Below are 24,488 nucleotides of genomic sequence, written 5' to 3'. Positions count from 1 at the left end.
AGGCAAAGCCCTCCCTGCCGTGGCCGAGAGGGCTTTCCGTATAAATTCAGAGGGAGTTGATTTTACAATGATCGCACCGGAAAAACTGTTGGAAGCCGCCAAGGCGCTGGAGCCCCAGCTGCAGGAATGGCGGCGCACACTGCACCGTCACCCGGAGGTGGGCTTTGACCTGCCCCAGACCAAGGCACTGGTCAAAAAGGCGCTGACTGAGATGGGCTACACCCCGCAGGACTGCGGCAAGTGCGGCGTGGTGGCGCTTGCAGGCGGCAAACGCCCCGGCAAGGTGATCCTGCTGCGGGGCGACATGGACGCGCTGCCCTTGCAGGAGGAATCCGGCGAGGAGTTTTCCTCTGAGCTGCCCGGCAAGATGCACGGCTGCGGCCACGATATGCACACTGCCATGGTTCTGGGTGCAGCCAAACTGCTCAAGGAGCACGAGGACGAGATCGAGGGCACGGTAAAGCTGGAGTTCCAGCCCGCAGAGGAGATCTTTCAGGGCTCGCTGGATATGATCAACAGCGGCCTGCTGGAGAACCCCAAGGTGGACGCAGCGGTCATGTTCCATGTGCTGGCCGGAATGCCCCTGCCCGCCGGTATGGTGCTGGTGCCGGGCGGCGGCATTACCATGGCCAGCTGCGAGCAGTACCACATCGTTGTGCACGGCAAGGGCGGCCACGGCTCCATGCCCAACGCCTGCATCGATCCCATCACCGCAGCGGCGCACATCCACATCGCCTTGCAGGAGATCAACAGCCGCGAGCTGGACCCCGCAGGCTTCGGTGTGTTCACCACCGGCCGGTTCGAGGCAGGCAAGGCCTCCAACGTCATCCCGGATACTGCTGATATGTGGGGCACCATCCGCACCGTGGACCCGGAGCAGAAGGTCAGTGCCCTCATCCACCAGCGCATGACCGAAATTGCGCAGGGCGTGGCTACCGCCTACCGCTGCACCGCCGAGGTGGAGTTCAGCGATTACTGTCCCTGCATGGTGGTGGACACCCCGCTGGCGGGCAACGCCCTGACCTATATGACCGAACTGCTGGGCAAGGGCGCTATGGATATGACCCCGCTCACCGGCGGCAAGCCCGGCGGCGGCAGCGAGGACTTCGCCTTTGTCAGCCACGAGGTACCCACCGTGAGTATGTTCTTAGCTGCTGGCAACGCCAAGGAGGGCTACACCTACGGTCAGCACCACCCCAAGGTGCGCTTTGACGACAGCATCCTGTACTGCGGCACGGCAGCCTACACCTATATGGCGCTTCGCTGGCTGGCAGAGCACCAGTAAAAAGTTGCCCCACAGAACGCCGGGCAGGAGGAAAAGCATGAAGCAGGAGCTGATGGATGCCATTCTGGAAACGCCGGTCATTGCGGCAGTCAAGGACGATGCAGGGCTTCGCAACGCGCTGACCAACGAGAATATCCGGGTGGTATTTGTATTATATGGAGATATCTGTAATATTTTCTCCATTGTGCGCCGCATCCACGAAGCCGGACGCTTTGCCGTGGTGCATGTAGACCTTATTGCCGGACTGGCGGGCAAGGAGGTGGCGGTGGACTTTATCCGCAATACCACCGAGGCGGACGGCATCATCTCCACCCGGCAGTCCTTCATCCGCCGCGCCAAGGAGCTGGGGCTTGCCGCCATCCTGCGGGTATTTCTGCTGGATTCCATCGCGCTGGAAAGTCTGGATAAGATCCCCGCAAACCTGCCGGACTGTCTGGATCTTCTGCCCGGCACCATGCCCAAGATCCTGCGCCGCGTCTGCGCCAAGGCCAAGGTGCCGGTGCTGACCGGCGGGCTGATTGCGGACAAGGAGGATGTGCTGGCTGCGCTGGAAGCCGGAGCTACCGCCATTTCCACCACCAATCAGGCCGTGTGGGATATGTAAGGCTGCGCATTCTGCATTCTGCGCAAAAGCGGCAGGCACTTTTTGTAAGGGTTTCACAAAAAGTGCAAAACATCTTGCTTTTTTCGCAGGGACAGGGTATCATAAGAATCAACAAGTGCTGTTTGTTTCAAGAGATATGAGCGAAACGGACAAGGGCAGTTGCCTTTGTTTCGGTTCGCTCTTTTTTTGTACAACAACAGATGCCCGGCTCCCGACGGGCCAAGGCAGAACGGACAGGAGGAAAAGAACAATGTATGATGTAGCAATCATCGGCTGTGGTGTCATCGGTGCCGCCGCAGCCTACGCACTGTCGCGCTACGACAACAAGGTGGTCATCCTTGAGGCCGAGAACGATGTGGCAGACTGCACCACCAAGGCCAACAGCGCCATTCTCCACGCAGGCTACGACCCCGCCCCCGGCACCCGCATGGCACGGCTGAACGTGCGCGGCGTGGCGCTGGCTAAGGAGATCTGCGCAAAGCTGGATGTCTCCTATAAGCAGTGCGGCTCTCTGGTGCTGGCACTGGACGAAAAGGAGCTGCCCCACCTGCAGCATTTGTTTGAGAACGGCACCGCAAACGGCGTGCCCGACATGAAGATCCTTTCCAAGGAAGAGGCCCTTGCCATGGAGCCTAACCTTTCTGAAAAGGTCTGCGGCGCACTGTGGGCACCCAGCGCTGCCATCGTGAACCCGTGGGAGTACGCACTGGCCATGACCGAGGTGGCGGTGCGCAACGGCGTGGAGCTGCGCCGCAGCTGCAAGGTGACCGACGCCGAGTCCATCGAGGGCGGCTACCGCCTGACCGTGCCCGACGGTACGGTGGAGACCCGCTGCGTCATCAACGCTGCCGGTATCTGGGCAGACAAGGTGCACTCCATGGTGGAGCCCGCCAACTTCCACATCATCCCCACCCGGGGCGAGTACTATCTGCTGGACAAGAGCGAGGGCACCCGCGTGAGCCACGTCATCTTCCAGTGCCCCAACGAGCTGGGCAAGGGTGTACTGGTAGCACCCACTGTGCACGGCAACCTGATCGTCGGCCCCAACGCAGAGCCGGTGGAGGGCAACGACACCTCCTGCACCAGCAGCGGTCTGGAATTTGTCAAGACCACTGCCCAGCGCAGCGTGCCCAGCATCAACTTTGGCGAGTCCATCCGCAGCTTTGCGGGCGTGCGTGCCAATCTGGACGTGGACGATTTTATCATTGGTGAAGAGCCGGAAGCACCCGGCTGGATCGACTTGGCCGGCATGAAGAGCCCCGGCCTGTCCGCCGCCCCGGCAGTGGCTGAGGAGGCCGTTGCCATCCTGAAAGAGCGCGGTGTGCTGGGCGCTGAAAAGGCTGACTACAAGGATGGCCGCCGCCACATCCGCTTTAAGGAGCTTTCCGCAGAGGAAAAGGCAGCGCTGGTCAAGGAGCAGCCCGCCTACGGCCGCGTGATCTGCCGCTGCGAGACCATTACCGAGGGCGAGATTCTGGCAGCCCTCCACAGCGAGGTGCCCGCCAACACCATCGATGGCGTCAAGCGCCGCGCCGGTGCAGGCATGGGCCGCTGCCAGGGCGGCTTCTGCGGCCCCCGCGTGCTGGAGCTTATCAGCCGCGAGCTGGGCATGAACCCCTTGGACATCCTGCAGGACAAGAACGGCTCGAACGTTCTGGTCAGCGAAACGAAGGTAGGAGGAAAGAGCAATGGTTGATCTGGTCATTATCGGCGGCGGCCCTGCGGGCCTTGCTGCTGCCTGCAAGGCATGGGAAAGCGGTCTGCGCGACATCCTCATTCTGGAGCGCGATAAAGAGCTGGGCGGCATTCTGAACCAGTGCATCCACAATGGCTTTGGTCTGCACCGCTTTGGTGAGCAGCTCACCGGCCCGGAGTACGCCGGACGCTTTATTGAGATGCTCAAGAACACCGGCGTAAAGGTTCAGCTGGACACCATGGTGCTGGAAGTGACCCCGGATAAAAAGGTGCACTGTGTTTCCAAGGAGTACGGCTACCAGATCATCGAAGCCAAGAGCATCGTTCTGGGCATGGGCTGCCGCGAGCGCACCCGTGGTGCCATCGGCACCCCGGGCACCCGCCCTGCCGGCGTGTACACCGCCGGTGCAGCACAGCGCTATGTGAACATGGAAGGCTATCTGGTGGGCAAGCGGGTGCTGATCCTCGGCAGCGGCGATATCGGCCTAATCATGGCACGCCGCATGACCCTTGAGGGTGCAAAGGTGCTGGCCTGCGTAGAGGTGATGCCCTACTCCGGCGGCCTGACCCGCAACATCGTGCAGTGCCTGAACGACTTTGACATCCCCCTGTACCTCTCCCACACCATCGTGGATATTCAGGGCAAGAACCGCGTAGAAAAGGCCATCGTGGCCGAGATCGGCCCCGACCGCAAGCCCATCCCCGGCACCGAGATGGAGTTTGATGTGGACACCATCCTGCTGAGCGTGGGTCTGATCCCCGAAAACGAGCTGACCAAACAGGCCGGCATCGAGATGGACCCCCGCACCAAGGGTGCCATCGTGTACGAAAACATGGAGACCAGCATTCCCGGTGTGTTTGCCTGCGGCAACGTGGTGCAGGTGCACGATCTGGTGGACTTTGTTTCCGGCGAGAGCGAGCTGGCCGGTGCGGCCGCTGCCAACTACGTCCAGAACGGCCCCGTGGCCGAGGGACGTGTGCTGACCGTGAAGCCCGGCGCAGACCTTGGCTACACCCTGCCGCAGCGCATCCGTCTGGAAGGCGTGGAAAAGAGCACCAACGTTTCCTTCCGCGTCCGCCGCATCTGCGGCAAGAGCACCATCCTTGTCAAGAGCGGTGACACGGTAATCGCACGCTTTAAGCGCGACCGCCTTGCCCCCGGCGAGATGGAGCACATTGCCCTGCCCAGAGTGCTGCTGGACAGAGCCCCCGTGGACGAAGTGACCATTGAGATCGAGGAGGCATGAGCGATATGAAAGAAGTAATTTGCACCTGCTGCCCTCAGGGCTGCCATCTGCAGGTAGATGAAGCCAACGACTACAAGGTGACCGGCAACGGCTGCCCCAACGGCATCGCCTACGGCAAGGAAGAGCTGACCCACCCCACCCGCATCATCACCAGCACCGTGCGCGCCGAGGGCTGTCTGCACTCCCGCTGCCCGGTCAAGACCTCCAAGCCCGTGCCCAAGGGACAGATGGCTGAGGTTGTCGCCGCGCTGGACAGCGTGGTGCTGCACGCTCCCATCCATGTGGGTGATGTGGTGCTGACCGACGTCTGCGGCACCGGGGCTGACATTGTGACCTGCCGCGATATGGCATAAATTCCCCCTTTACTCCGACAGCATTTTTCAACCTCCCTTCCTATACACAACACCATAAACAAAGCAGCCGCTGCACCTTGCCGTGCAGCGGCTGCTTTGCGTGTAGGGAAATTCCCCTGTGTAAACACGATTTGGAATGCGCTCCGCTGGAGCCTTCACCCGGCTGTTGAACACTCTGCCGAAACTGCTCAGCCGGGCGTTTTGTCCTGCGCGGGCGCATCCTGCCAGAACAACCATGTGGCGGCAAAGGCCACCCCGCCGGAAAGCGCCAGCAGCTCGGCGTAGGGCAGAATGTAGCCGCCCACGATCAGAAAACCCGGCAGACCGGTAACGCCGTAGGCCGTTGCGCCGATGCCCGTTACCGTACCGAACCACGCCCCCACCGCGCCGCCCACCATAGCGCAGACGAACGGCCGGACATAGCGCAGGTTCACGCCGAAGATGGCGGGCTCGGTGATCCCAAAGGCTGCGGACAGCGCCGAAGGGATGGCAACGGTCTTGTTTTGGGGGTCGCGGGTCTTAAAGGTGACCGCAAGGCAGGCACCGCACTGGGCAAAGTTTGCGGCAGAGGCAATGGGCATCCAGATATTCAGGCTGCCCGCAGAGAGCAGCCCCGCCTCGATAACGTTATACATGTGGTGCAGACCGCAGACCACCGTAACGGGGTACAGCGCCCCCATGACCAGCGCACCGATGCCATGCCCCACTGTGCTGAGCTGCCTTGCAAGGCCGATCATGCTGTTTTCCGCAAAGGAGAAGCAGGGGCCGAGGATGGTAAAGGTAACAAAGGTGGTAATAAGCACCGTGCACAGCGGCGTAACAAAAAGATCCAGCGCCGCAGGGACGCGGCTGCGGAACCACCGCTCCAGCCGGGACATGAGCCAGATTGCAATGATCACCGGAATAACGTGTCCCTGATACCCCACTTGTTTTACGTTGAAACAGAGCAGATGCCAGACCGGGACGTTCTCCGCTGTGCCCACAGACCACGCGTTGAGCAGCGCGGGGTGCACCATGCACAGTCCCACCACCCCGCCGAGGAAAAGATTGCCCCCAAACACCCGGGCGGAGGAGAGCGCCACCAGCACCGGCAGAGACACAAAAGCTGTGCCGGACACCATCTTTAAAAAGTTGAACCAGTCGGCGGCGGCAACGGCGGGCAGCGCCCTGCCCAGTGCGTCCAGAATGCCGGTCAGCAGACCGGCAGCCACAATGGCGGGCAGAATGGGCACAAACACATCCCCCAGCGTTTTTACCAGCCGCTGCGGCAGCGGCAATACCGGGGCCGTACATTTCTGCGCCGCCGGGACACCGGGCAGACCGGACAGCTTTATAAATTCCTCGTACACCCGGTTCACCGTGCCGGTGCCAAGGATGATCTGAAGCTGTCCCCCGGCGCAGAACACTCCCATCACGCCCGGGATGCTTTCCAGCCGTTTTTGATCGACCTTGTGCGCATCTACCACTACCAGACGCAGCCGGGTGGCGCAGTGCACTGCGGAAACCAGATTTTCCCCGCCGCCAATGCTTTCAAAAATCGCTCTGGCGCAGGCGGCGTGATCCAATGTCCTCATGCTTTTCTCCTTCGTTGTAAAAGTGAGCCGGAAAACCCTCGCAAGCGTTTCCGGCTCATCGCAGAATATGGCTAGAGCACAGCGGAAGCCATTTCAAATCGTTTTTCAGCCTTGCAGCGGCATGATGCTCTCCGGTGCGGCACACAGGTACTGCGGCGCGGCGGGCGCTGCCGAGCAAAGGCTTTTTTTGCTTACCTTCCACCACAGCTGCGCCGTGCCCTCCGGCGGAGTGCAGATGAGATTCCAGTCAAAGGGGTTCTCACTGGTGGAAACGGCTTTTACCGGGATGGCGTTGGGCACATCGGCGGTGCAGGGCGTAAAGTCGTGGGCACGGATGCCCACAGCGGTACAGCCTGCCGGGACGGGCAGCGCCAGCCGCAGGGTGGTGTCCCAGCCGTCCAGCCGGACGGTGTGGCTATCCAGCGGAGTGCAGGGCAGAATGTTCTTGCAACCGGTCAGCCGTGCGGCGGCGATGCTCTGCGGGTCGGCAAAAACGGCCTTGGTGGTACCGGTGCGCAGCACCTGCCCTTCGTTCAGCACGATCATCTCTTTGCACAGGCGGTAGGCCTCGTCCCGGTTGTGGGTCACCAACAGGGCGGTGCCCGCAAAGCTTGCCAGCAGGCTGCCTACCTCGCCTTCTACCTCTTCCCGCAGATAGCTGTCCAGCGCGCTGAAGGGCTCGTCCAGCATCAGGATGCGGGGCTTGCCCACCAGAATGCGTGCCAGCGCGGCGCGCTGCTGCTGTCCGCCGGAAAGCTGGGCAGGGTAGCGTTTTGCCAGCTCTTCCAGCCGCATGGCGCGCAGCATTTCGGCGCAGGCGGTGCGGCGGGCGGCAGGGTCTTTTTCCGCCTTCAGACCGCAGAGGATATTCTGTTCTACGGTCATATTGGGGAACAACGCGTAGTTCTGGAACAGCAGCCCCACGCCCCGCTGCTGCGGCGGCAGGTCGATGTGCTGGGTGCTATCAAACAGCACCCGCCCGTCCAGCACGATGCGTCCGCGGTCCGGCTTTACAATGCCTGCAATGCACCGCAACGTCATGCTTTTGCCGCAGCCGGAAGCTCCCAGCAAAGCGGTGGAGGTGTTGCCGGCGGTAAAGGCGGCGCGGAGGGTGAAGCCGTCCAGCTTTTTTTCAATGTTGACTTCAAGGCTCATTTCCGGCCACCCGCTTTCTGTTTTTTCTCCAGCAGGTTCACCGCCAGCAGCACCACCGCCGAGATGGCGATATCCACCAGCACCCACCGCATGGCACCAAGCTCATCGTTGGTGCGCCAGAGCTGGTAGACCGTGGTGGCAATGGTGGCGGTCTTGCCGGGGGTGTAGCCCGCGATCATGCTGGTAGCGCCGTATTCGCCCAGTGCCCGGGCAAAAGCCAGCACTGTGCCCGCCAGAATGCCCTGACGGCAGGCGGGCATCCGCACCCGCCAAAAGATCCATGGATCGGACTGTCCCAGCGTCTGCGCCGACCACGCCAACGTTTCGTCAAAGCTTTCAAACGCGCCGCGCGCGGTGCGGTACATCAGCGGAAAAGCCACCACGATGGAGGCAAAGATGGCGCTGTACCAGTTCATGACCAGCTTTACCCCGAACTGCTGCATGAAAAAGATGCCCAGCGGCCGCTTTGCGCCGAAGAGCAGCAGCAGAAAGTAGCCCACCACCGTGGGCGGCAGCACCATGGGCAGGGTGAGCAACACGTCCAGCACACCCTTGACCACCCGGGGGAGCCGGGCGATATAATAGGCCGCAAAAATGCCAAGAAAGAATACCGCCGCGCAGCTGATTAAAGCAATGCGCAGGCTGTTCCACAACGGATACCAGTCCATGCCTGCTCCTTTATACGGCGCTGAAGCCCACGCCCTCGAACACGGTCATGGCCTTGTCGGTCTGTAAGTAAGCCAAAAACTCCTTGGCGGCCTCCGCGTTGGAGGCGGCTTTCAGCACAGCGGCGGGATAGATGACCTGACCGCACATCTCCTTGGTGGCCTCGTCCACGGGGGTCAGACCGGCGCTGTACGCATCCGTACAATAAACGACACCGGCATCCACGCTGCCTTCGGTGACCTGCGTGGTCACTTCCTTGACGTTGGAGCCGTAGGTGATCACGCCCGCAGCGGCCAGTGCAGTTTCGTCCAGCTGGTAGTAGGCAAGGATCTTCTGGGTGTACTGCCCCACGGGCACATCGCTGTTGCCCATGCAGAACAGGATATCCTGCGCCTTCAGGTGCTCGGCCAGTGCGTCAAAGCTGTCAATGCCCTTGTCGCTGCCCTCCGGCACGCAGAGCACCACCTTGTTTTCCAGCAGGTTCACGCGGCTGTCGGCATCCACAAAGTCAAGACCGTCCTTGTTCACATCGGCAGAAGCGGTGATGTCCAGCTGGTTCATCTGCTTCTGACCGGCAGAGATGAACAGATCGCAATCCGCGCCCTCCTGGATCTGGGTCTTGAGGGTACCGGAGGAGTCGAAGTTGAAGCGGAAGGTCACCTCCGGGTGCTCTGCCGTGTAGCTCTCGCCGAGAGCGTTCAGCGTCTCGGTGAGGGAGGCGGCGGCAAACACGATCAACTCCACGCTCTGTGCTGCTTCCGAGGAAGCGGCGGCAGAGGAAGCCACGGACGATGCTGCGCTGGAAGCAGCACCGCCGCAGGCGGTGAGGGCAGCGACTGCACCGGCCATACCGGCAGCGGCCAGAAAGCTCCGGCGGGAAATGCGATGGTCGTTCATCTCTGTTTCTCCTTACTTTAAGTGAAAAAATAGCACATTTCTACGCCCCGTAAAGAAAAACAGGGCGGGAGACCTTACTTACGGGCGCACTCGCCGTCCAGACCCGCGGCGATGCGTATCCCGTGCTCCAAGCTGGGCAGGATGTACTCCAGATTCTCCTGCACTGCCTTGGGGCTGCCCGGCAGGTTGACGATCAGGGTCTTGCCGCGCAGCACGCTGACGCCACGGCTCAGCATCCCGCGCGGGGTGATGCTCAGGCTGTGGTAGCGCATAGCTTCGGCAATGCCGGGAGCGTTGCGGTCGGCAACGGCGCAGGTGGCTTCCGGGGTGATGTCACGGGGGGAGAAGCCGGTGCCGCCGGTGGTGAGCACAAGGTTCACCTGACGGCCGTCTGCCATGCGGATGAGCTGCGCTTTCAGCGCCTTGGCTTCGTCCGGCAGGATCATGGTCTCCTCCACCACATAGCCTGCGGCGGTGAGCATTTGGGCGATCAGCGGGCCGCTTTTATCCTCCCGCTCACCACGGCTGCCTTTATCGGAAAGGGTGATGACGGCAGCGCGCAGGGGCGGGTTTTCCAGTGCGGGCAGCAGGGTCACCTCGTCCCCCACATGGATCTCACCGCCGGTCAGTACTCGAGCAAACACGCCCTCGTGGGGCATGATGCACTCGCCGGTCTGCTGCTTGATGACGCAGTCGTTGTGGCACTCTTTGCCGATCTGGGTCATTTCCAGCACCACATCCCCGATGGCAAACCGGCTGGTCACCGGCAGATTGCGGAAATCGAAGCCCTCGATGACCAGATTTTCGCCGAAGGCACCGTAGTCCACCCAGATCTTCTTGCGGAACGCCTCGATCTTTTCGGCGCTGAGCATACTGACCTGACGGTGCCAGTTGCCGCCGTGGGCGTCCTCCACGATGCCCCATTCCGGGGTCAAAACGGCGCTGGGCACCTCGGTTTTTACGGTGCCCCGCTTGGGGCTGGTGCAGATTGCCAGAAGCTTACCCATAGTTATTTATCCTCCAATGCGATACATCCCGCGGGTAGCGGGCATGGAACTGTCGTTAAAATGGTGTTCCCGAGGCTTTGCCCAGATGGTCTCCCGGATGGCGGCCAGCAGCTGCGCATCGTCCGCGCCGCTGCGCAGCAGGGCGCGCAGGTCGCACCCGGTCTCGCTGGCAAGGCAGGGGCGCAAAAAGCCCTGGCTGGTCAGCCGCACACGGTTACAGGAAGCGCAGAACTTGCCGTGCACCGCTGCAATAAAACCGATGCTGCCCTGCCAGCCCGGCACGGTGTAGTACACCGCTGGGCCGTCGCCCAAGGCGTGCTCCTGCGCAGCAGAAAGAGGCGCAAGCTCCGGCCAGCGCCGGGCAAACCGCGCCCGCAGTTCCGGGCCGGAGATGCAGGGCATGGCAGCGCCGTAGCCGATGGGCATCATCTCGATGAACCGCACCTGCAGGGCGTTGTCCTTTGCCAGCGCGGCAAGCGCTTCCAGCTCACCCTCGTTGACGCCCGCCTGCGGCACGCAGTTCAGCTTGACGGGCAGGCCGCTTTCCAGCGCCGCCTGCAAGCCCGCCTGCACGGCGGCAAAATCGTCCCGGGCGGTGATCTGCCGGAAAACCTCCGGGCGCAGGGTGTCCAGACTGATGTTCACGCTGTCCAGCCCGGCGTCCAGCAATGCGGGCAGCTGCTCTGCCAGCAGCACCGCATTGGTGGTCAGGGTGACCCGGCGGATGCCCGGGGTCTCTTTAAGTCCTGCCACCAGCTGCGCCACGTTCTTGCGCACCAGCGGCTCGCCGCCGGTCACTCGCACGGTGTCGATGCCGCACTGGGCAAACAGCGCGGCCAGACGCAGAAATTCCTCGTAGGTCAGCACGGCTTCCCGCTCCAGCTTTTCCACGCTGTCCGGCATACAGTAGCGGCAGCGCAGGTTGCACAGGTCGGTCACCGACAGGCGCAGGTAATGGATCTTGCGCTGGTAACGATCAAACATAGCCGCCCTCCGCCCGGATATAGTGGCCGCTCTTGCCGCCAGTCTTTTCCACCAGATGGATCTCGCCCAGCTCCATGCCCTTATCCACGGCCTTGCACATATCGTAGATGGTAAGCAGCGCGGTGGAAACGCCGGTCAGCGCTTCCATCTCCACGCCGGTCACGCCGCTGGTCTTGACGGTGCACAGGGCTTCCACCGCCTGCCGCTCGGGCAGCAGACGGAACTCGATGCCCACCTTGGTCAGGGGCAGCGGATGGCACAGAGGGATCAGCTCACTGGTGCGCTTGGTGGCCATGATGCCTGCAATGCGCGCCACGCCCAGCACATCGCCTTTTTTCACGGTGCCGCTCTGCACGGCGGCAAAGGCTTCGGCGTTCATGGTAATAATGCCGTGGGCAGTGGCTTCCCGGGCGGTGACGGGCTTTGCGCTCACGTCCACCATCACGGCGTTGCCGGCGGCATCAAAATGTGTCAGATTATTATCATTCATATTTTTTCACCTTAGTAAAGCTCCCTCTTCGGGGGAGCTGGCAAAGCCGAAAGGCTTTGACTGAGAGGATTTCAGCAGTGCCCAAAGCCGCAGTTCGGCCAGTGGCACACTTCGCAGTTCAGGCACAAGCCGCCCTCGCCCAGACGGGCGATATCCTCAGCGGTGATGGGGTCATCGGCCAGCAGACGGGGCAGCAGCAAGTCAAAGATGGTGCGCTTGGCGTACATCACGCAGCCGGGCAGACCGCACACCGGCACACCGTCCAGATAGCTGACAAGGAACATGGCTCCCGGCAGCACCGGTGCGCCGTAGGTGATGATATCGGCCCCGGTGTTTTTGATCGCCAGCGGGGTGCGGTCGTCGGGATCCACGCTCATGCCGCCGGTGGTAAAGATCAGCTCACACCCGGCGGCTTTTGCTTCCAGAATGGCAGCGGTGATCCCGGCAGGGTCGTCATCGCAGACCTTATGGAAAACCATCTCGCAGCCGTAGACCGCCAGCTTGCTTTGCAGGATGGGGGTAAATTTATCCTCGATGCGTCCCTTGAACACCTCGCTGCCGGTGGTAATGATGCCCACCTTCTTGGCCTGCATGGGCAGCACGTTCAGGATAGGCTCTGCCCCGGCAGCGGCCTGCATGGCGTCCATCTTCTCCTGCTCGATGACCAGCGGGATGATGCGGGTACCGGCCAGCTTCTGTCCCTTTTTCACCGGCAGGTCGCCGTGGATGGTGGCGATCATCATCTGCGGGGTGCTGTTTACAGCCATCAACGCCTTGCGGTTGATCTTCAACAGGCCGTCGCAGTCCGCGATCAGCTCGATCTTCCCCTCTTTCGGCGCAGTGCCGTGGATATTTTTGCCCGCAGCGGCCTTGTACAGCAGGGCAGCTGCTTCGTCCTCGTGGAGGATGCCGGGGTGCTTTTCCCAGACGTATAGGTTCTCCTTGCCGATGGAAAGCAGTACGGGGATGTCCTCGGGCTGGATGACGTGCCCCTTGCGGAAGCGGGCATCCTTGTACTCGCCCGGGATGATCTGGGTGATATCATGGCAGAGCACCTGCCCTGCGGCGTCAACAGTACGGATCAGTTTCATGATGGCATTCTCCTTACAGCGCGGGCATCTGGGCTTCGATCCAGTCTGCCAGTGCCGGAATATCGTTCAGGTCAAAATCTGCGCCGGGGATATCCCCCACCACCGCCAGCGGCTGGAAGGAAGCGGGCGCATCCGAAATGGCGCTGCGCACCACCTCGATCTTCGGCCAGCCGCTGGACTTGAACCCCTCCAGCAGCACAAGGTCGTAGCCGTGACGCTCGAACAGGGCAAGCAGATCCTGCTCGGTCAGGCGGAATTCCTCGGTCAGAAGATAGCGCGTGCCGGAGTAGACCGCCACGCCCTCGGCACCGGCTTCCCGCAGGCGGTAGCTGTCAGTGCCGGGCACGTCCGGGGTAAAATCGTGGCCGTCGTGCTTGATGACACCTACCTTCAGCCCGCGGCTGCGCAGCACGGGCAGCAGCTTTTCCAGCAGGGTGGTCTTACCGCTGTTGTGCACCCCGCTGACCGCCAGCACCGCCGGGCGTTTGAGCGCCTGTGTTTCGGCCAGCGCCTGTTTTTGTTCACTGTACAAAGCAAAGCACCTCCACTTCCATGCCGGGTTCCACCGGCCCGCTGCCGGCGGGGATCTCCACCAGACAGTTGCAGCCCATCATGGCAGACAGTGCACCGGAAGAGTGCGCCTCGGTGTTGCCCGCACCGGGCAGGGTCACCTTGCCGCCGCAGGCAGTCGCCCGCAGGTAGCGGTTGCCTTTGCTGGGTTTGGAAAAGCCATTGGTCAGGGTGCAGACGGTGCGGGCGGGGATGCAGCTCACCTCCCGGCGTCCGGCGGCGCGCAGCAGCGCAGGGATGGCGTACTGCTCCAGCGTGGCGGCGGCGGCAAAGGGGTTGCCGGACAGGCAGAACACCAGCTTACCGTTAAGTGTAGCCGCCAGCATGGGGCTGCCGGGTTTCTGGGCTACGCCCTCCACCAGCAGCTGTGCACCCAGCTTTTCCAGCACAAGGGGCAGATAGTCCTTCTGCCCTACGGAGACGCCACCGCTGGTGATGACAGCATCACAGCGGGTCAGCAGCTCCTGCATTTTACCGGTGATGACCTCCGGGTCGTCGGAGCACTGCTGCCGTTCCACGGAAAAGCCCAGCTGACGCAGCCGGGCTGCATTTTGGATGCCGTTTGCATCGTAAATTTTACCGGGTGTCCACGGTGCGCCGGGTTCCAGCAGCTCGCTGCCGGTGGAAAGGATGCCCACAGTCAGCGGGCGGCAGACGGCTACTTCGGCGTAGCCCTGCCCGGCCAACACACCCAGATGGGCGGGGGTGAGCACCGTACCGGCAGGCGCGATAACCGCACCGGCGGCTACATCTTCCCCCCGGAACACCACGTTTTGCAGCGGTTTTACGGCGGCATAGAGCTGCACGGTCTCTTCGCCACTGTCGGTCAGCTCCTGCATCAAAACGCAGTCTGCGCCCTCCGGCAGGGGGGCTCCGGTCATGATGCGGGCAGCGCACCCTGCGGGCAGCGCCGCAGCCGGGGCATCGCCCGCGTAAAGCTTCATCACCACCGGCAGAGTGACCGGGGTCTCCCGGCTTGCTCCGGCGGTATCTGCGCTGTGCAGGGCGTAGCCGTCCAGCGGGCTGCGGTCAAAGGGGGGCTGATCCATCCGGGCGCAGAGGTCACTGGCGGCAATGCGCCCGCAGGCGGCTTCCAGCGGGATGGTCTCCGGGGACGGAGAAGGCAGAAGTGCTGCCGCGTCCAGCACGCTGCGCAGCGCCTGAACGGGGGAGCAGAAAGGCTGATTCATTATAACTTCCTCCATAGACCCGCCGCTCTCCCCTTCTGCTATGGCTCAGACGGGGACACCGGCGGGGGTATTCTTTTTTCAAAAAGGCAGGTGAAAAAGAAGCGGAGACGTCTTGACCGGAAAATCAAAACGCCTCCGCAGAATATCCCCACAAAACCGGCTGCGGCAGTTTGCAGTCTGCTACGCCGGTGGCAGCCTTTGGCTATGCGCCGCCCTTGCAGCGGCAGCACACAGCCAAAAAGCACCTGTGAAGATGGGAGGAGTTCTTTTTTTCAAATTGCAGCGTTTCTTCTGCGGGAAGGCGGTGGGGTTTCCCCCGCCACCCTTGAATGCCCGCCCTTGCGGGTGCAGCATTGCGGCGCGGTGCCCTGCTCTTTGTGGAAGTTTAGACACCTTTGCTCAAAGAAGCTCTTATACCCTGATTCAATTGTAGTTTATGGTTTAATCGCAGAAATCGTCCACGTCGCTGATAGCCTTGGCGTAGCGGCGGGTGAGGTGCTTGGTGGAAAAGAGGAACCGCTCGTTCTGGTTGTTGGTCAGCTCCTCGATATCGGCATACTCCGGGTTCTCCTGCATGGCCTTCCATGTCTGCTCGATGACCTCCGGCGCAAGGCCGTAGGGGGAGCGCTGGAAGTACTTGAGCGGAGTGGCGCTGGGGTAGATGCGGGCGTTGAACCGCACCATCTCGGCGAACATCACACACAGATCCTTGTCCTCGATGAGCTGCGCGATCATGGCGTAGTTATCGCTCATGTTGGCGTTAGAGTAGTAGTAGGTGTCCTTTGCGCCCGCGCGGGTGACGATATCGGTACACTGGGGGTCTGCGGGCATCTGCGCCAGCAGCTCGTCGGCGTTTTCCACTTCCTCCAGCAGCAAAGCGTGGGGGGTAAGCAGCGCAGCCGCAGAGCGGGCGCGGATGTAACCGGCCAGCTCCTGTGCAGGGGTCAGCTCCGGCAGCTCCGGAGCGGTCTTGGTGGGCTGATCCGCAAAGGGATCGTTTTCCGCTTCCGGCTCACCGGCCAGAAAATCCAGCAGTTCCGGCTTTGCAGCATCGGGCTGCGCAGCCCCGGCGGCTTCGGGTGCGGCCTCGGCGGCCTGCTTTGCGGCAAGCTCGGCGGTCTCCCGTTCCACTGCGGCGATCACGTCCTCGCCAGTCTTGGCGGCGCTGCCGTCAAAGGTGCTGCCGGTCTCCTTCAGGCGGCGGGCAGTCTCGCTTGCGGCATCGATGTCGAACACCTCTGCCTTGGGCTTTTTCTTGGCGGCCAGCTCTGCCTTTTGCAGTTCCAGAACGGCCTGCTCCGGGTCTACGCTGCCATCCACCGTGGTGGTGTAGCCGGGTTTACGTCTGCCAAACAACATGACGATCTTTCCTCTTTCTATGGGATTTATTCAGCTGCTGCGGTGTTCTGGGCGTAGATGCCGCGCTTTTCCAGATCATCGGCCATGTCAGCCAGATCATACTTCTCCAGCGTCTCGCGGGTGGGCACACCGGTGGTGCGGTCCCAGCCAAAGACGTCGTAGAACAGATCCTTTGCCTTTTCCATGTCGGCGCGGTCCAGCTTGGTGGTGCCTTCCTCAAATGCCTTGAAGTCGGGGTCCTTATCAAACACCCAATCGCAGATGGCATCGTGCTCCTGACGCAGGTTTGCGCTGCCGCAGTTCTGCTGGAAGCTGATGGCGGTCATCGCGCGCAGCATCTGGGTGATGCGGGCACCGTCCTCCTGCAGACCGGCCTGGGTATAGGTCTCGCCGGTAACAGCAGTCATAAAGTCTGCCTGCAGATCCAGATCGCCGTGGTAGTCGCGCTCCTTGGAGGGAGACTGGGTCATGGGCCACATCCAGTTGCACAGGGTAGCGGAATCGTGGAAGTTCTTATCGTTGACGCAGTATGCAGCCAGCTTTGCCTTGTTCTCGTTGATGGGAGTGTAGGCCTTGGCCTTATCGTAGCAGCCCTCGCCGAAGAAGTCCTCCATGACCTTCTTGGTCACTTCATAGGGAGCGCCGGAACCGGTCTCGCAGACGATCTCGTGGATCATGCAGTCACGGTTGTAGACGAGGTTGTACAGCATACCCACCTGCCATGCCTCAGCAGGGCCGTGGTGGTTGGGGAAGCCGTTGTAGATCAGGTTGGAGTTGGTAGCACCGTCGTCGCGGTCCAGCCAGCTCTTGGGCAGGCCGAACTTTTCCATCATAGCCAGCGTGCCCTTGGCGATGACGGACAGGTCGCCCTCGCCGTAAGCCATGCGGCGGATCAGCTCGACCTCCCAGCGGGGATCGCCGGCCTTCTCCCACTCCCAAGGCAGAGAGTCGTACTCGGCCTCGCTGATGTACTTGGTGGCTTCCTCGCGCGGCATCCGCAGGATCCACAGCAGGTCGCGGTTCAGGTTGCCGTAGTTGTCCCACAGACCCATGTCGTCCACTGCATGAGACCATGCCAGATTGATGACCATGGTGCCGTCGCCCTCGTACTTGAAGTCGTGCACGCCGTCCGGGTAGACGCGGGTGCCGTACAGCACGGGCATACAGGTGTTGGAGTTGTGGGTAGGCAGATCGTAATCAGCCAGCGGATCCACATCATACTCGGTGTAGCAGCGGATGGGGCAGGAGGAGCAGCCGCCGTTCTTCACGGTGTACTCGGCAGCGGGAGCGCCGAAGTCGAAGTAGCCCTTGAAGCAGCGCAGAGCCACCTTGTTGATATCGTTGTAGGGCTGCTCGCCGGTATCCACGGGGCCGCCGGGAGCCTTCTTCCACATACGGCCGGGGGCGCCGGACCAGCGGTTCTTGCCGGAGGTGGCGCTGTACTCTGCCCAGCTCTGGGGCTGTGCGGGCACGTTGTGGTTGTTGTTGCCGCCGATCAGGTTGCCCATCATGTAGTTGGAGAGCTCCAGCACCTTCTTGGGGTCAGCCACCTTGACGCTGCCGGTGCCGCGGATGGCCAGACCCTTCAGCTTTTTGTTGCCCATGGCAGCGCCCAGACCGGCACCGCCGGAGTTGCCGAAGCTGGTGTTCAGGGTGGAATAATCCACCAGGTTCTCACCGGCGGGGCCGATGGAAGCGGTCTCGAACTCGCGGCCGTTCTGCTCTACCATCCACTTATTGGAAGCAAAGGTGCCCTTGCCCCAGATCTCGGTTGCGTCCTCCAGAGAGACCGCGCCGTCCTCGATGCGCAGGTAGACGGGTTTCTCAGAGATGCCGCTGATCACGATGCCATCGTAACCGGCATACTTCAGCATGGAGCCGATGTGGCCGCCCATGTGTGCGTCAATGATGGAGTGACCCTTGGACCAGGTGGAGCGGAAGGTCACGTTCATACGGCCGGAGCAGGGCACGCCTGCGCCGGTCAGGGGGCCGACACCAAAGATGACCAGAGCCTTCTCGTCATAGGGGTCCAGCTCCATGGGAGCTTCCTCATACATAATGCGGTAGGCCATACCCATACCGCCGATATACTTATGGTACTTTTCGTCATCCTGCGTGGTGATCTCGCCGGTGGTCAGGTTGACGCGCAGGATCTTGCCTGCCCAGCCATAACTTTCAGCCATTGTAGTTCCTCCTTACAGATCCAAGTATGCAGCCTGTGCTGCGCTGGTAACGGCATCCCAATCCACGATGGACAGAGCGCCGGACGGGCAGCCTGCCACGCAGGCACCGCAGGCGATGCACTTGGAGGACTTGCCGGTCTCGGGGTTGACGGTGGGCATGTGCCACGGGCAGGCATCATGGCAGGCACCGCAGCCGATGCACTTGTCGGTATCCACTACGCGGATGCCGCGGTCATCGGTGATGATAGCCTTCTGCGGGCAGGCGTTGCCGCAGGCGGGGTCCTCGCACTGGCGGCAGGTATCCGGGAAGTAGACAAAGCAGTTATCCGTGCCGGACAGCAGACCGTTGCCTGCGCCGTCCAGATTCAGACGGCGCTGGATCTTGACGCGGCTGATGTAAGAGGAGCACACGCCATCGTTGGTCAGGGTGCAGTTGATCTCGCAGCGCTGGCAGCCGGTGCACAGGTCTGCGTTGACCACCAGCAGGCCCTGCGGCAGTGCCCAAGTGGCCACTGCGCCGGAATCCACCTGCTGCTGAGAGCAGCCGAACAGGGACAGCATGGAAGCGGACAGGGTGAGCCCTGCAAGGCTCTTGCCCGAGATCTTCATGAATTGACGGCGGGTCATGTCAGCCGTCAGGAAATCAGTTTTTGCCATAGGTTCCATTCCTCCGTTGAGGTCACTCTGCGCAGAGTACCCCGGTCACATAGAAATACGAGTTGTTGACGATGGTCGTCACTGCCGAAGAGGTGATGGTCGCACCGGAAAGGGCGTCCACCTCGGTCAGGTTTGCGCTGACGGCACCGGACGCATTGCTGGCAGTGGTCAGGCTGGCCTGTTCCAGACGCACCTTAGACTGCTCCTCTGCCGAGAGATCCGCAAAGGGGATCGCCATCGGCTCGCCGTCCAGTGCGCTCTTGCTGAGCATGGCTGCGTACAGCTTGCGCCGTGCTACGGCCTCTGCGCTGGAATCCAGCGGCGGAGCCAGTTCATCGTCCAAGGGCTCTCCATTTAGTGCCGAGAGGGTAAGCCCTGCAGCATACATCTTGCGGGTAGCCTCAGCCTCGGGAGAGGTATCGAAGGTGCGCCACTGTGCGGGGTCAAAATCCCCGGCAGCAGCGGGCTGCTCCTCCGCCGCACCAGCAGCGGCATAGGCGGCACCGGTAACGGGGTCCGTTACGGTGTAGCTTTTGCCTGCCAGCGTGAAGGGAGCTGCGCCCTGATACTGGGACGTGAACTCCGGGTTGACGCACTGGCCGCCAAGGCTTTCGGTTTCGTCCTGAGAGAGGATCTCTACTGCGGAAACATTGCCCTCGGCGTCAATGGTCACGGCAGCCTGCACATCGCTCTGGAAGCCCTTCTGAGAGCCCTCCACGCGGTAGCTGCCATCGTCGAGCTGGTACACTGCGCTGATGCCGTAGGTGGCTGCATCCGCCTCCGACACCGGCAGCAGGGTACCGGCAACCGTGGTGCGTGCGCTTTGCAAGGTGGTCAGACCGACCGCCAAGGCGATGGTCGCAACGCCCATGGCTGCATAGCCCGGCAACCGCTTGCGCCACAGCGGTACGGGCGCAAACGGGTTGGTTGCCTGCTTCATGTTATCACCTGCCTGTTTTTTATTTTGCCGGGTAACCCCGGACAGCAATTGAGGCCGCTCTGGCTGCTGCAACAGCGGAGCGGTCTCTTCGATAATATATTAACATGCGTGCGCGGAGTATGTCAACAGAAACAGACAGGCTTTTCCGTTTTGTAACTATTGTTTTTGTAATATTTGCTTAAACTTTAGGGATTTTGCGTCCGCACACCAGCTGCAGGCCGTATTCCGCCGCAAGCTCTGCGGATTGCACCGTGGGCATACTTTTGCTTACCAGCACCGGCACCCCCGCGCGGATGGCCTTGCGCACCATATCCAGCGGCACCCGGCCGCTGGTGTACAGCACGCATTCTGCCAGCGGAAGCCCTGCCAGCACCGCGCAGCCCACCGCCTTATCCAGCGCGTTGTGCCGCCCCAGATCCTCACAGGCAAAAGCAATTTCCCCTTTGTGCAGCACAAAGCAGCTGTGCACCGCCCGGGTGGCGCGGTACAGCGGCAGACCGGCGTGCATGGCGGCGGTCAGGGTCTGCACCCATTCCGGCTGCAAGGCCAGCCCCGGCACAGGGCGCAGGGGCAGCTGCTCCACCGGACTGCCCAGCGCGATATTATCGGTGCAGCAGCTGGCAACCTCCTGCGCGGCGGCGCGGCGGGTGGGCATCGGGTGGCGCAGATATACCTGCACCTTTGCGCCCTCAGCGCAGACGGCAATTTGCTCCACCTCGTCCGCAGATGCGATCCATCCTTCGGTGAGCAGCCGCCCCAAGGCCAGCTGCGGCAGCAGCGCCGGGGTGCATACCACCCGGAAGGCGGGCTGCTCGTTTACATAGATAGCGGCGGCGTGCTCTGCCGGTACGGTGGCTTCGGTGCCGTCCGGCAGACGCAGGCTGGCAAAAGCCGCCTGCGCGCCAAAGCGGTCGGTGATCTGCAAAGAGGGTGTACTGCGTTTTTCCATAAAGTTTCCTTGTATTATAAATGCAATATTGTGTGGTAAGTGGACAGTATCAACATACCGGTTCTGTGGCAAAAAGTCAAGAGCCCTCTTGCCGTAAAACGCAATGCCGGACAGCCCGCAGACTGTCCGGCATTGCGATAAAAACGTCAGATTTACAGTTTGCCCTCTCAGGCAGCGTTTTCAGAACACCGCCGGGACGATCTGCTGGGCATCCACATCCACGATACCGTAGGTGTTCAGCCGCAGCTTCGGGATGACCGGCAGGCTAACGAAGGCAAGGGTCATAAAGGCATCGATGTCCTCCGAGATGCCGTGGGCTTTCAGCGCCGCCTTGAGCGCTTGCAGCTTTTCTTCCACAGTCTCGGCGCTCTCGGTGCTCATAAGCCCTGCCACCGGCAGCGGCAGCTCCCCTACCACCTGTCCGTTCAGTGCAAAGGCAAGGCCGCCCTTATTTTTGCGCACCGTGTTGCCCGCCAGCACCATGTCGGCATCGTTGGTGCCCGCCACGATGAGGTTATGGGAGTCGTGGGCGATGCTGGAAGCCACTGCGCCGCATTGCAGGCCGTAGTTGCCCAAAAAGCCCAAGCCCACATGACCGGAGCGGTGATGCCGCTCGAACACCGCCAGTTTGACGATCTGCTGTGCCACGTCCACGCCGGGCGCTGTGCCCGGGTGCTGGCAGAACGGAACGATCTTTTCGGTGGTCAGCAGGGCGTGCGGGGTCAGGCAGATCACCCGCTGCCGGGTGCCGGTCTGCTTCAGCTGCAATTGCTCTGGGGTGATCTCGTCCATGTTGAAGGAATCGAACACCCGCGCAAAGCATGCCTTGTCCACAGTAAGGGCGGCGGGGTGCAGCATTCTGCCCTGCTGCGCCACCAGTTTGCCCTTTTTGTACACCTGCTCCACCGTGAACTGTTCCAGATTTGACAGCACGATCAGGTCTGCGGTATAGCCCGGGGCTACCGCGCCGCTGTGCGCAAGACCGAAGTACTGGCACGGGACAAGGGTGCCCATCCGCACCGCCACCACCGGGTCTACCCCTGCGGCAATGGCCTTGCGGATGATATAGTCGATATGCCCGCCCTGCAACAGGTCTCCGGGGTGCTTGTCATCGGTCACCAGCATACAGCGGCTGCAATAAGGCTCCCGGAACAGGGGCAGCAGGCTTTCCATATTTTGCGCCGCCGTGCCCTCCCGCACCATGATGTATTGCCCGCGCCGCAGCTTTTCCATGGCCTCGTGGAGTTCTGAGCACTCATGGTCGGACTGTACCCCGGCAACGACATAGGCGTTCAGCTCCTCCCCGCTGAGGAAGGGTGCGTGCCCGTCGATACGTTTGCCCGCAGCGGTGCAGTCGCAGATCTTTTGCAGGATCTTTTCGTCCGCGCGCACCGTGCCGTAGGAGTTCATCAGCTCAGCCAGCCCCAGTACCCGGGGCTGCTGATAGTAGGGGCGCAGCTGCTCCGCTTCCAGCACCGCGCCGGACTCGTCCAGCCCGGTGGCAGGCACGCAGGAGGGCAGCATAAAGTAGACCGAAAGCGCCAGATCTTTCGTGGTCTCCAGCATAAAGTCCAGCCCCGCCGTACCGGCTACATTGGAGATCTCGTGCGGGTCGGTGACCACCGCCGTGGTGCCGTGGGGCAGCACCGCCTGTTCAAAGGCCGGGCCGCAGAGCATGGAGCTTTCAATGTGGATGTGCCCATCCACAAGCCCCGGGCAGACATACTTGCCCTGCAAGTCCAGCTCAGTCTCTCCGGTATAGTGTCCCACGCCAAGGATGACCCCCTGACGGATGGCTACATCGGCCTGCTCGATCTCGTTTGTGAACACGTTGATGACCCGGGCGTTTTTCAGCACAAGCTCTGCCCGCACGTCACCCTTTGCCGTCAGGATCTGCTGCTTCAAGGTTTCCATTTTCATAAGGGCCCCCTTGTCCTGTTTTCCTGTAAAAAGCTTCTATATGAAGGCTTCCCCCGGTCGGGGGAAGCTGTCACCGAAGGTGACTGATGAGGGCGCAGGTAAGCAGCAGCTTACGGGTAATTACCCCTCATCCGTCATTGCTGACGCAATGCCACCTTCCCCCCAAGGGGTGAAGGCTTTTGCTCTGGGTCAAGCTGCAAAAGTGGATTGTCGTAAGCCGCATCCACGGAATCGTACCGTTTACATGGCGATCCAGCCAAAGGCGTTTGCCACCGAACTTGCCAGAATGATGGCTGCAAAAATGGGGCACAGCCAGCGGATCATAAAATTGAACACCGGCTTGCGGCGGAAGCGCTGACCGTCCTGCTCCACCTCCTGCGCGATCTGCTCCACGCCGATGACGCGGGACACCAGCAGGCAGGTGGCAATGGCGGCAATAGGCATCATGACCGAGTTGGTCAAAAAGTCGAAGAAGTCCAAAAACTGCATCCCAAACACGGTCACCTCAGCCAGCGGGCCGTAGCCCAGTGCCGACAGACTGCCCAGTGCCACCATGATAGCACCGATGAGCACAGTGGAGCGGGTACGATCCCAGCCCAACTCGTCCTCAAAGGTGGAAACAGCGCTCTCGGTCAGGGCGATGGAGCTGGTAATGGCTGCAAACAGCACCAGCACAAAGAACAGCACGCCCACCACGGTGCCCAGACCCATGCTTGCAAACACCTTGGGGATGGTAATGAACATCAGTGCAGGGCCGGCCTGCAGGGTGTCCGGGTCGCCACCGGAGAAGGCAAACACCGCCGGAATAATCATCAGACCTGCCATGATGGCAATGGCGGTATCAAACACCTCCACGTTCTCGGTGGACTCCTCGATGGAGACGTCCTTCTTCATATAAGAGCCGAAAGTGACCAGAATGCCCATGGCAATGGACAGAGAATAGAACATCTGTCCCATGGCGGTGACCACGGTCATCCAGGAGAAGTTTTTGGGGTTGGGCACCAGAAAATACTTTACACCCGCCAGTGCGCCGGGACGGGTGACCGAGTAGCCCGCAATGACCAGTGACAGCACCACCAGCACCGGCATCATCACCTTGGAGACGCGCTCCACGCCGTTGCGCACACCGGCAAAGATAATGCCCAGTGTGAACAGGGTGAACAGCAAAAAGGCCAGCTCAGCCTGCAAGCCGTTGGTGATAAAGGCGGAGAAGTAGCCGTCTGCCGCCAGATTGCTGCCGCGGCCACACAGATACTCGGCCAGATAGTGGATGACCCAGCCGCCGATGACCGAATAGTACGGCACGATCAAAATGGGGATGATGGCGTTGATCCAGCCGCCGAAGCGGATGCCCCTGCCCTTGCCGAAATGAGCATAGGCGCTGACCGGGCTTTTGTGGGTCATACGGCCCAGCGCGGTCTCGGCCACGATCATGGTATAACCGAATGTAACTGCCAGCAGAATGTATACCAGCAGGAAAATGCCGCCGCCGTATTTGGCTGCCAGATACGGGAAGCGCCAGATGTTGCCCAGACCCACCGAAGCGCCTGCGGCCGACAGCACGAACCCGATCTTACCGGAGAACGCGCTGCGCTTGTGTTGTTGTTCCATGTTGTTGTTCCTCTTTTCCTATCCGCTATAAAAATTAAGCAGAACAAGTGTACCACATCTG

General features: G+C 61.5%; 22 protein-coding genes. 5 read left to right on the top strand and 17 right to left on the bottom strand.

Annotated elements, in window-relative coordinates; all coding sequences use genetic code 11:
- The first annotated feature begins 67 nt into the window (after positions 1 to 67).
- From DXB44_RS07360 to DXB44_RS07340, 5 genes are all read left to right on the top strand, one after another.
- The gene (locus DXB44_RS07360; RefSeq protein WP_118658246.1) at positions 68 to 1,285 is read left to right on the top strand and encodes a M20 family metallopeptidase; all 1,218 of its coding nucleotides are present in this window, start codon (positions 68 to 70) and stop codon (positions 1,283 to 1,285) included.
- Positions 1,286 to 1,322: 37 nt separating this feature from the next.
- Positions 1,323 to 1,889, top strand: coding sequence for a glycerol-3-phosphate responsive antiterminator (locus tag DXB44_RS07355; protein WP_118658245.1), 567 nt, complete (start codon positions 1,323 to 1,325; stop codon positions 1,887 to 1,889).
- Positions 1,890 to 2,139: 250 nt separating this feature from the next.
- Positions 2,140 to 3,585 (top strand): NAD(P)/FAD-dependent oxidoreductase, encoded by a 1,446-nt coding sequence (locus DXB44_RS07350; protein ID WP_118658244.1) that lies wholly within the window; start codon positions 2,140 to 2,142, stop codon positions 3,583 to 3,585.
- Positions 3,578 to 4,831, top strand: coding sequence for an FAD-dependent oxidoreductase (locus DXB44_RS07345; protein ID WP_112121867.1), 1,254 nt, complete (start codon positions 3,578 to 3,580; stop codon positions 4,829 to 4,831). The genes DXB44_RS07350 and DXB44_RS07345 overlap by 8 nt, the downstream gene beginning before the upstream one ends.
- Positions 4,828 to 5,184 carry a DUF1667 domain-containing protein gene (locus DXB44_RS07340; RefSeq protein ID WP_341458515.1) on the top strand — a complete coding sequence of 119 codons (357 nt, stop codon included), beginning with the start codon at positions 4,828 to 4,830 and terminating at the stop codon, positions 5,182 to 5,184. The genes DXB44_RS07345 and DXB44_RS07340 overlap by 4 nt, the downstream gene beginning before the upstream one ends.
- A gap of 188 nt (positions 5,185 to 5,372) precedes the next feature.
- Here the strand turns inward: DXB44_RS07340 and DXB44_RS07335 are convergent, their stop codons facing one another.
- The 17 genes from DXB44_RS07335 to DXB44_RS07255 all read right to left on the bottom strand — a co-directional run bounded on the left by DXB44_RS07335 (position 5,373) and on the right by DXB44_RS07255 (position 24,427).
- On the bottom strand, positions 5,373 to 6,758 hold the full coding sequence (locus DXB44_RS07335) for a PTS transporter subunit EIIC (RefSeq protein WP_118658243.1): 1,386 nt from the start codon (positions 6,756 to 6,758) through the stop codon (positions 5,373 to 5,375).
- A 105-nt stretch (positions 6,759 to 6,863) separates the two neighbouring features.
- Positions 6,864 to 7,913 carry an ATP-binding cassette domain-containing protein gene (locus DXB44_RS07330; RefSeq protein WP_118658242.1) on the bottom strand — a complete coding sequence of 350 codons (1,050 nt, stop codon included), beginning with the start codon at positions 7,911 to 7,913 and terminating at the stop codon, positions 6,864 to 6,866.
- The gene (modB, locus tag DXB44_RS07325; RefSeq protein ID WP_118658241.1) at positions 7,910 to 8,581 is read right to left on the bottom strand and encodes a molybdate ABC transporter permease subunit; all 672 of its coding nucleotides are present in this window, start codon (positions 8,579 to 8,581) and stop codon (positions 7,910 to 7,912) included. The genes DXB44_RS07330 and modB overlap by 4 nt, the downstream gene beginning before the upstream one ends.
- A gap of 10 nt (positions 8,582 to 8,591) precedes the next feature.
- Positions 8,592 to 9,476: a molybdate ABC transporter substrate-binding protein gene (modA, locus tag DXB44_RS07320; RefSeq protein WP_118658240.1), complete on the bottom strand. Its 885-nt coding sequence runs from the start codon at positions 9,474 to 9,476 to the stop codon at positions 8,592 to 8,594.
- 74 nt (positions 9,477 to 9,550) lie between these two features.
- On the bottom strand, positions 9,551 to 10,483 hold the full coding sequence (locus DXB44_RS07315; RefSeq protein WP_118658239.1) for an MOSC domain-containing protein: 933 nt from the start codon (positions 10,481 to 10,483) through the stop codon (positions 9,551 to 9,553).
- 6 nt (positions 10,484 to 10,489) lie between these two features.
- A complete protein-coding gene (gene moaA / locus DXB44_RS07310) occupies positions 10,490 to 11,467 on the bottom strand; it encodes a GTP 3',8-cyclase MoaA (protein WP_118658238.1) in 978 nt (325 codons plus the stop codon).
- Positions 11,460 to 11,957 carry a cyclic pyranopterin monophosphate synthase MoaC gene (gene moaC, locus DXB44_RS07305; protein WP_118658237.1) on the bottom strand — a complete coding sequence of 166 codons (498 nt, stop codon included), beginning with the start codon at positions 11,955 to 11,957 and terminating at the stop codon, positions 11,460 to 11,462. Before moaC ends, moaA begins: the two co-directional genes overlap by 8 nt.
- Positions 11,958 to 12,028: 71 nt before the next feature.
- A complete protein-coding gene (locus DXB44_RS07300) occupies positions 12,029 to 13,048 on the bottom strand; it encodes a molybdopterin-binding protein (protein ID WP_005925006.1) in 1,020 nt (339 codons plus the stop codon).
- A 13-nt stretch (positions 13,049 to 13,061) separates the two neighbouring features.
- The gene (gene mobB / locus DXB44_RS07295; RefSeq protein WP_118658236.1) at positions 13,062 to 13,580 is read right to left on the bottom strand and encodes a molybdopterin-guanine dinucleotide biosynthesis protein B; all 519 of its coding nucleotides are present in this window, start codon (positions 13,578 to 13,580) and stop codon (positions 13,062 to 13,064) included.
- A complete protein-coding gene (glp, locus tag DXB44_RS07290; protein WP_118658235.1) occupies positions 13,570 to 14,808 on the bottom strand; it encodes a gephyrin-like molybdotransferase Glp in 1,239 nt (412 codons plus the stop codon). The genes mobB and glp overlap by 11 nt, the downstream gene beginning before the upstream one ends.
- A 441-nt stretch (positions 14,809 to 15,249) precedes the next feature.
- Positions 15,250 to 16,167: a hypothetical protein gene (locus DXB44_RS07285; RefSeq protein WP_118658234.1), complete on the bottom strand. Its 918-nt coding sequence runs from the start codon at positions 16,165 to 16,167 to the stop codon at positions 15,250 to 15,252.
- A gap of 26 nt (positions 16,168 to 16,193) precedes the next feature.
- A complete protein-coding gene (locus DXB44_RS07280; RefSeq protein WP_118658233.1) occupies positions 16,194 to 18,350 on the bottom strand; it encodes an aldehyde ferredoxin oxidoreductase N-terminal domain-containing protein in 2,157 nt (718 codons plus the stop codon).
- 12 nt (positions 18,351 to 18,362) lie between these two features.
- The gene (locus DXB44_RS07275) at positions 18,363 to 19,007 is read right to left on the bottom strand and encodes a ferredoxin-like protein (RefSeq protein ID WP_118658232.1); all 645 of its coding nucleotides are present in this window, start codon (positions 19,005 to 19,007) and stop codon (positions 18,363 to 18,365) included.
- A 22-nt stretch (positions 19,008 to 19,029) separates the two neighbouring features.
- Entirely contained in the window at positions 19,030 to 19,947 is a 918-nt protein-coding gene (locus DXB44_RS07270) for an FMN-binding protein (protein ID WP_118658231.1), read from the bottom strand.
- Positions 19,948 to 20,125: 178 nt separating this feature from the next.
- A complete protein-coding gene (locus tag DXB44_RS07265) occupies positions 20,126 to 20,896 on the bottom strand; it encodes a formate dehydrogenase accessory sulfurtransferase FdhD (protein WP_118658230.1) in 771 nt (256 codons plus the stop codon).
- Positions 20,897 to 21,076: 180 nt separating this feature from the next.
- Entirely contained in the window at positions 21,077 to 22,816 is a 1,740-nt protein-coding gene (ade, locus tag DXB44_RS07260) for an adenine deaminase (RefSeq protein ID WP_118658229.1), read from the bottom strand.
- A 240-nt stretch (positions 22,817 to 23,056) separates the two neighbouring features.
- Positions 23,057 to 24,427, bottom strand: a complete 1,371-nt coding sequence (locus tag DXB44_RS07255) for a sodium-dependent transporter (RefSeq protein ID WP_118658228.1) — start codon at positions 24,425 to 24,427, stop codon at positions 23,057 to 23,059.
- Between the last annotated feature and the right edge of the window lie 61 nt (positions 24,428 to 24,488).

This window comes from Faecalibacterium sp. OM04-11BH, assembly GCF_003482185.1.
Taxonomy (GTDB): Bacteria; Bacillota; Clostridia; order Oscillospirales; family Ruminococcaceae; genus Faecalibacterium; species Faecalibacterium tardum.
The sequence above is the reverse complement of the archived record's forward strand: the minus strand, read 5'-3'. Positions and strand labels throughout refer to the sequence as shown.

Coding starts and splice junctions, on each gene's coding strand:
- DXB44_RS07270 (WP_118658231.1), bottom strand. CDS start 19,947: ATGAAGCAGGCAACCAACCCGTTTGCGCCCGTACCGCTGTGGCGCAAG.
- DXB44_RS07315 (WP_118658239.1), bottom strand. CDS start 10,483: ATGGGTAAGCTTCTGGCAATCTGCACCAGCCCCAAGCGGGGCACCGTA.
- DXB44_RS07300 (WP_005925006.1), bottom strand. CDS start 13,048: ATGAAACTGATCCGTACTGTTGACGCCGCAGGGCAGGTGCTCTGCCAT.
- DXB44_RS07285 (WP_118658234.1), bottom strand. CDS start 16,167: ATGTTGTTTGGCAGACGTAAACCCGGCTACACCACCACGGTGGATGGC.
- DXB44_RS07265 (WP_118658230.1), bottom strand. CDS start 20,896: ATGGAAAAACGCAGTACACCCTCTTTGCAGATCACCGACCGCTTTGGC.
- ade (WP_118658229.1), bottom strand. CDS start 22,816: ATGAAAATGGAAACCTTGAAGCAGCAGATCCTGACGGCAAAGGGTGAC.
- DXB44_RS07330 (WP_118658242.1), bottom strand. CDS start 7,913: ATGAGCCTTGAAGTCAACATTGAAAAAAAGCTGGACGGCTTCACCCTC.
- DXB44_RS07335 (WP_118658243.1), bottom strand. CDS start 6,758: ATGAGGACATTGGATCACGCCGCCTGCGCCAGAGCGATTTTTGAAAGC.
- modB (WP_118658241.1), bottom strand. CDS start 8,581: ATGGACTGGTATCCGTTGTGGAACAGCCTGCGCATTGCTTTAATCAGC.
- DXB44_RS07280 (WP_118658233.1), bottom strand. CDS start 18,350: ATGGCTGAAAGTTATGGCTGGGCAGGCAAGATCCTGCGCGTCAACCTG.
- DXB44_RS07275 (WP_118658232.1), bottom strand. CDS start 19,007: ATGGCAAAAACTGATTTCCTGACGGCTGACATGACCCGCCGTCAATTC.
- DXB44_RS07255 (WP_118658228.1), bottom strand. CDS start 24,427: ATGGAACAACAACACAAGCGCAGCGCGTTCTCCGGTAAGATCGGGTTC.
- glp (WP_118658235.1), bottom strand. CDS start 14,808: ATGAATCAGCCTTTCTGCTCCCCCGTTCAGGCGCTGCGCAGCGTGCTG.
- moaC (WP_118658237.1), bottom strand. CDS start 11,957: ATGAATGATAATAATCTGACACATTTTGATGCCGCCGGCAACGCCGTG.
- modA (WP_118658240.1), bottom strand. CDS start 9,476: ATGAACGACCATCGCATTTCCCGCCGGAGCTTTCTGGCCGCTGCCGGT.
- DXB44_RS07360 (WP_118658246.1), top strand. CDS start 68: ATGATCGCACCGGAAAAACTGTTGGAAGCCGCCAAGGCGCTGGAGCCC.
- moaA (WP_118658238.1), bottom strand. CDS start 11,467: ATGTTTGATCGTTACCAGCGCAAGATCCATTACCTGCGCCTGTCGGTG.
- DXB44_RS07350 (WP_118658244.1), top strand. CDS start 2,140: ATGTATGATGTAGCAATCATCGGCTGTGGTGTCATCGGTGCCGCCGCA.
- DXB44_RS07345 (WP_112121867.1), top strand. CDS start 3,578: ATGGTTGATCTGGTCATTATCGGCGGCGGCCCTGCGGGCCTTGCTGCT.
- DXB44_RS07340 (WP_341458515.1), top strand. CDS start 4,828: ATGAGCGATATGAAAGAAGTAATTTGCACCTGCTGCCCTCAGGGCTGC.
- DXB44_RS07355 (WP_118658245.1), top strand. CDS start 1,323: ATGAAGCAGGAGCTGATGGATGCCATTCTGGAAACGCCGGTCATTGCG.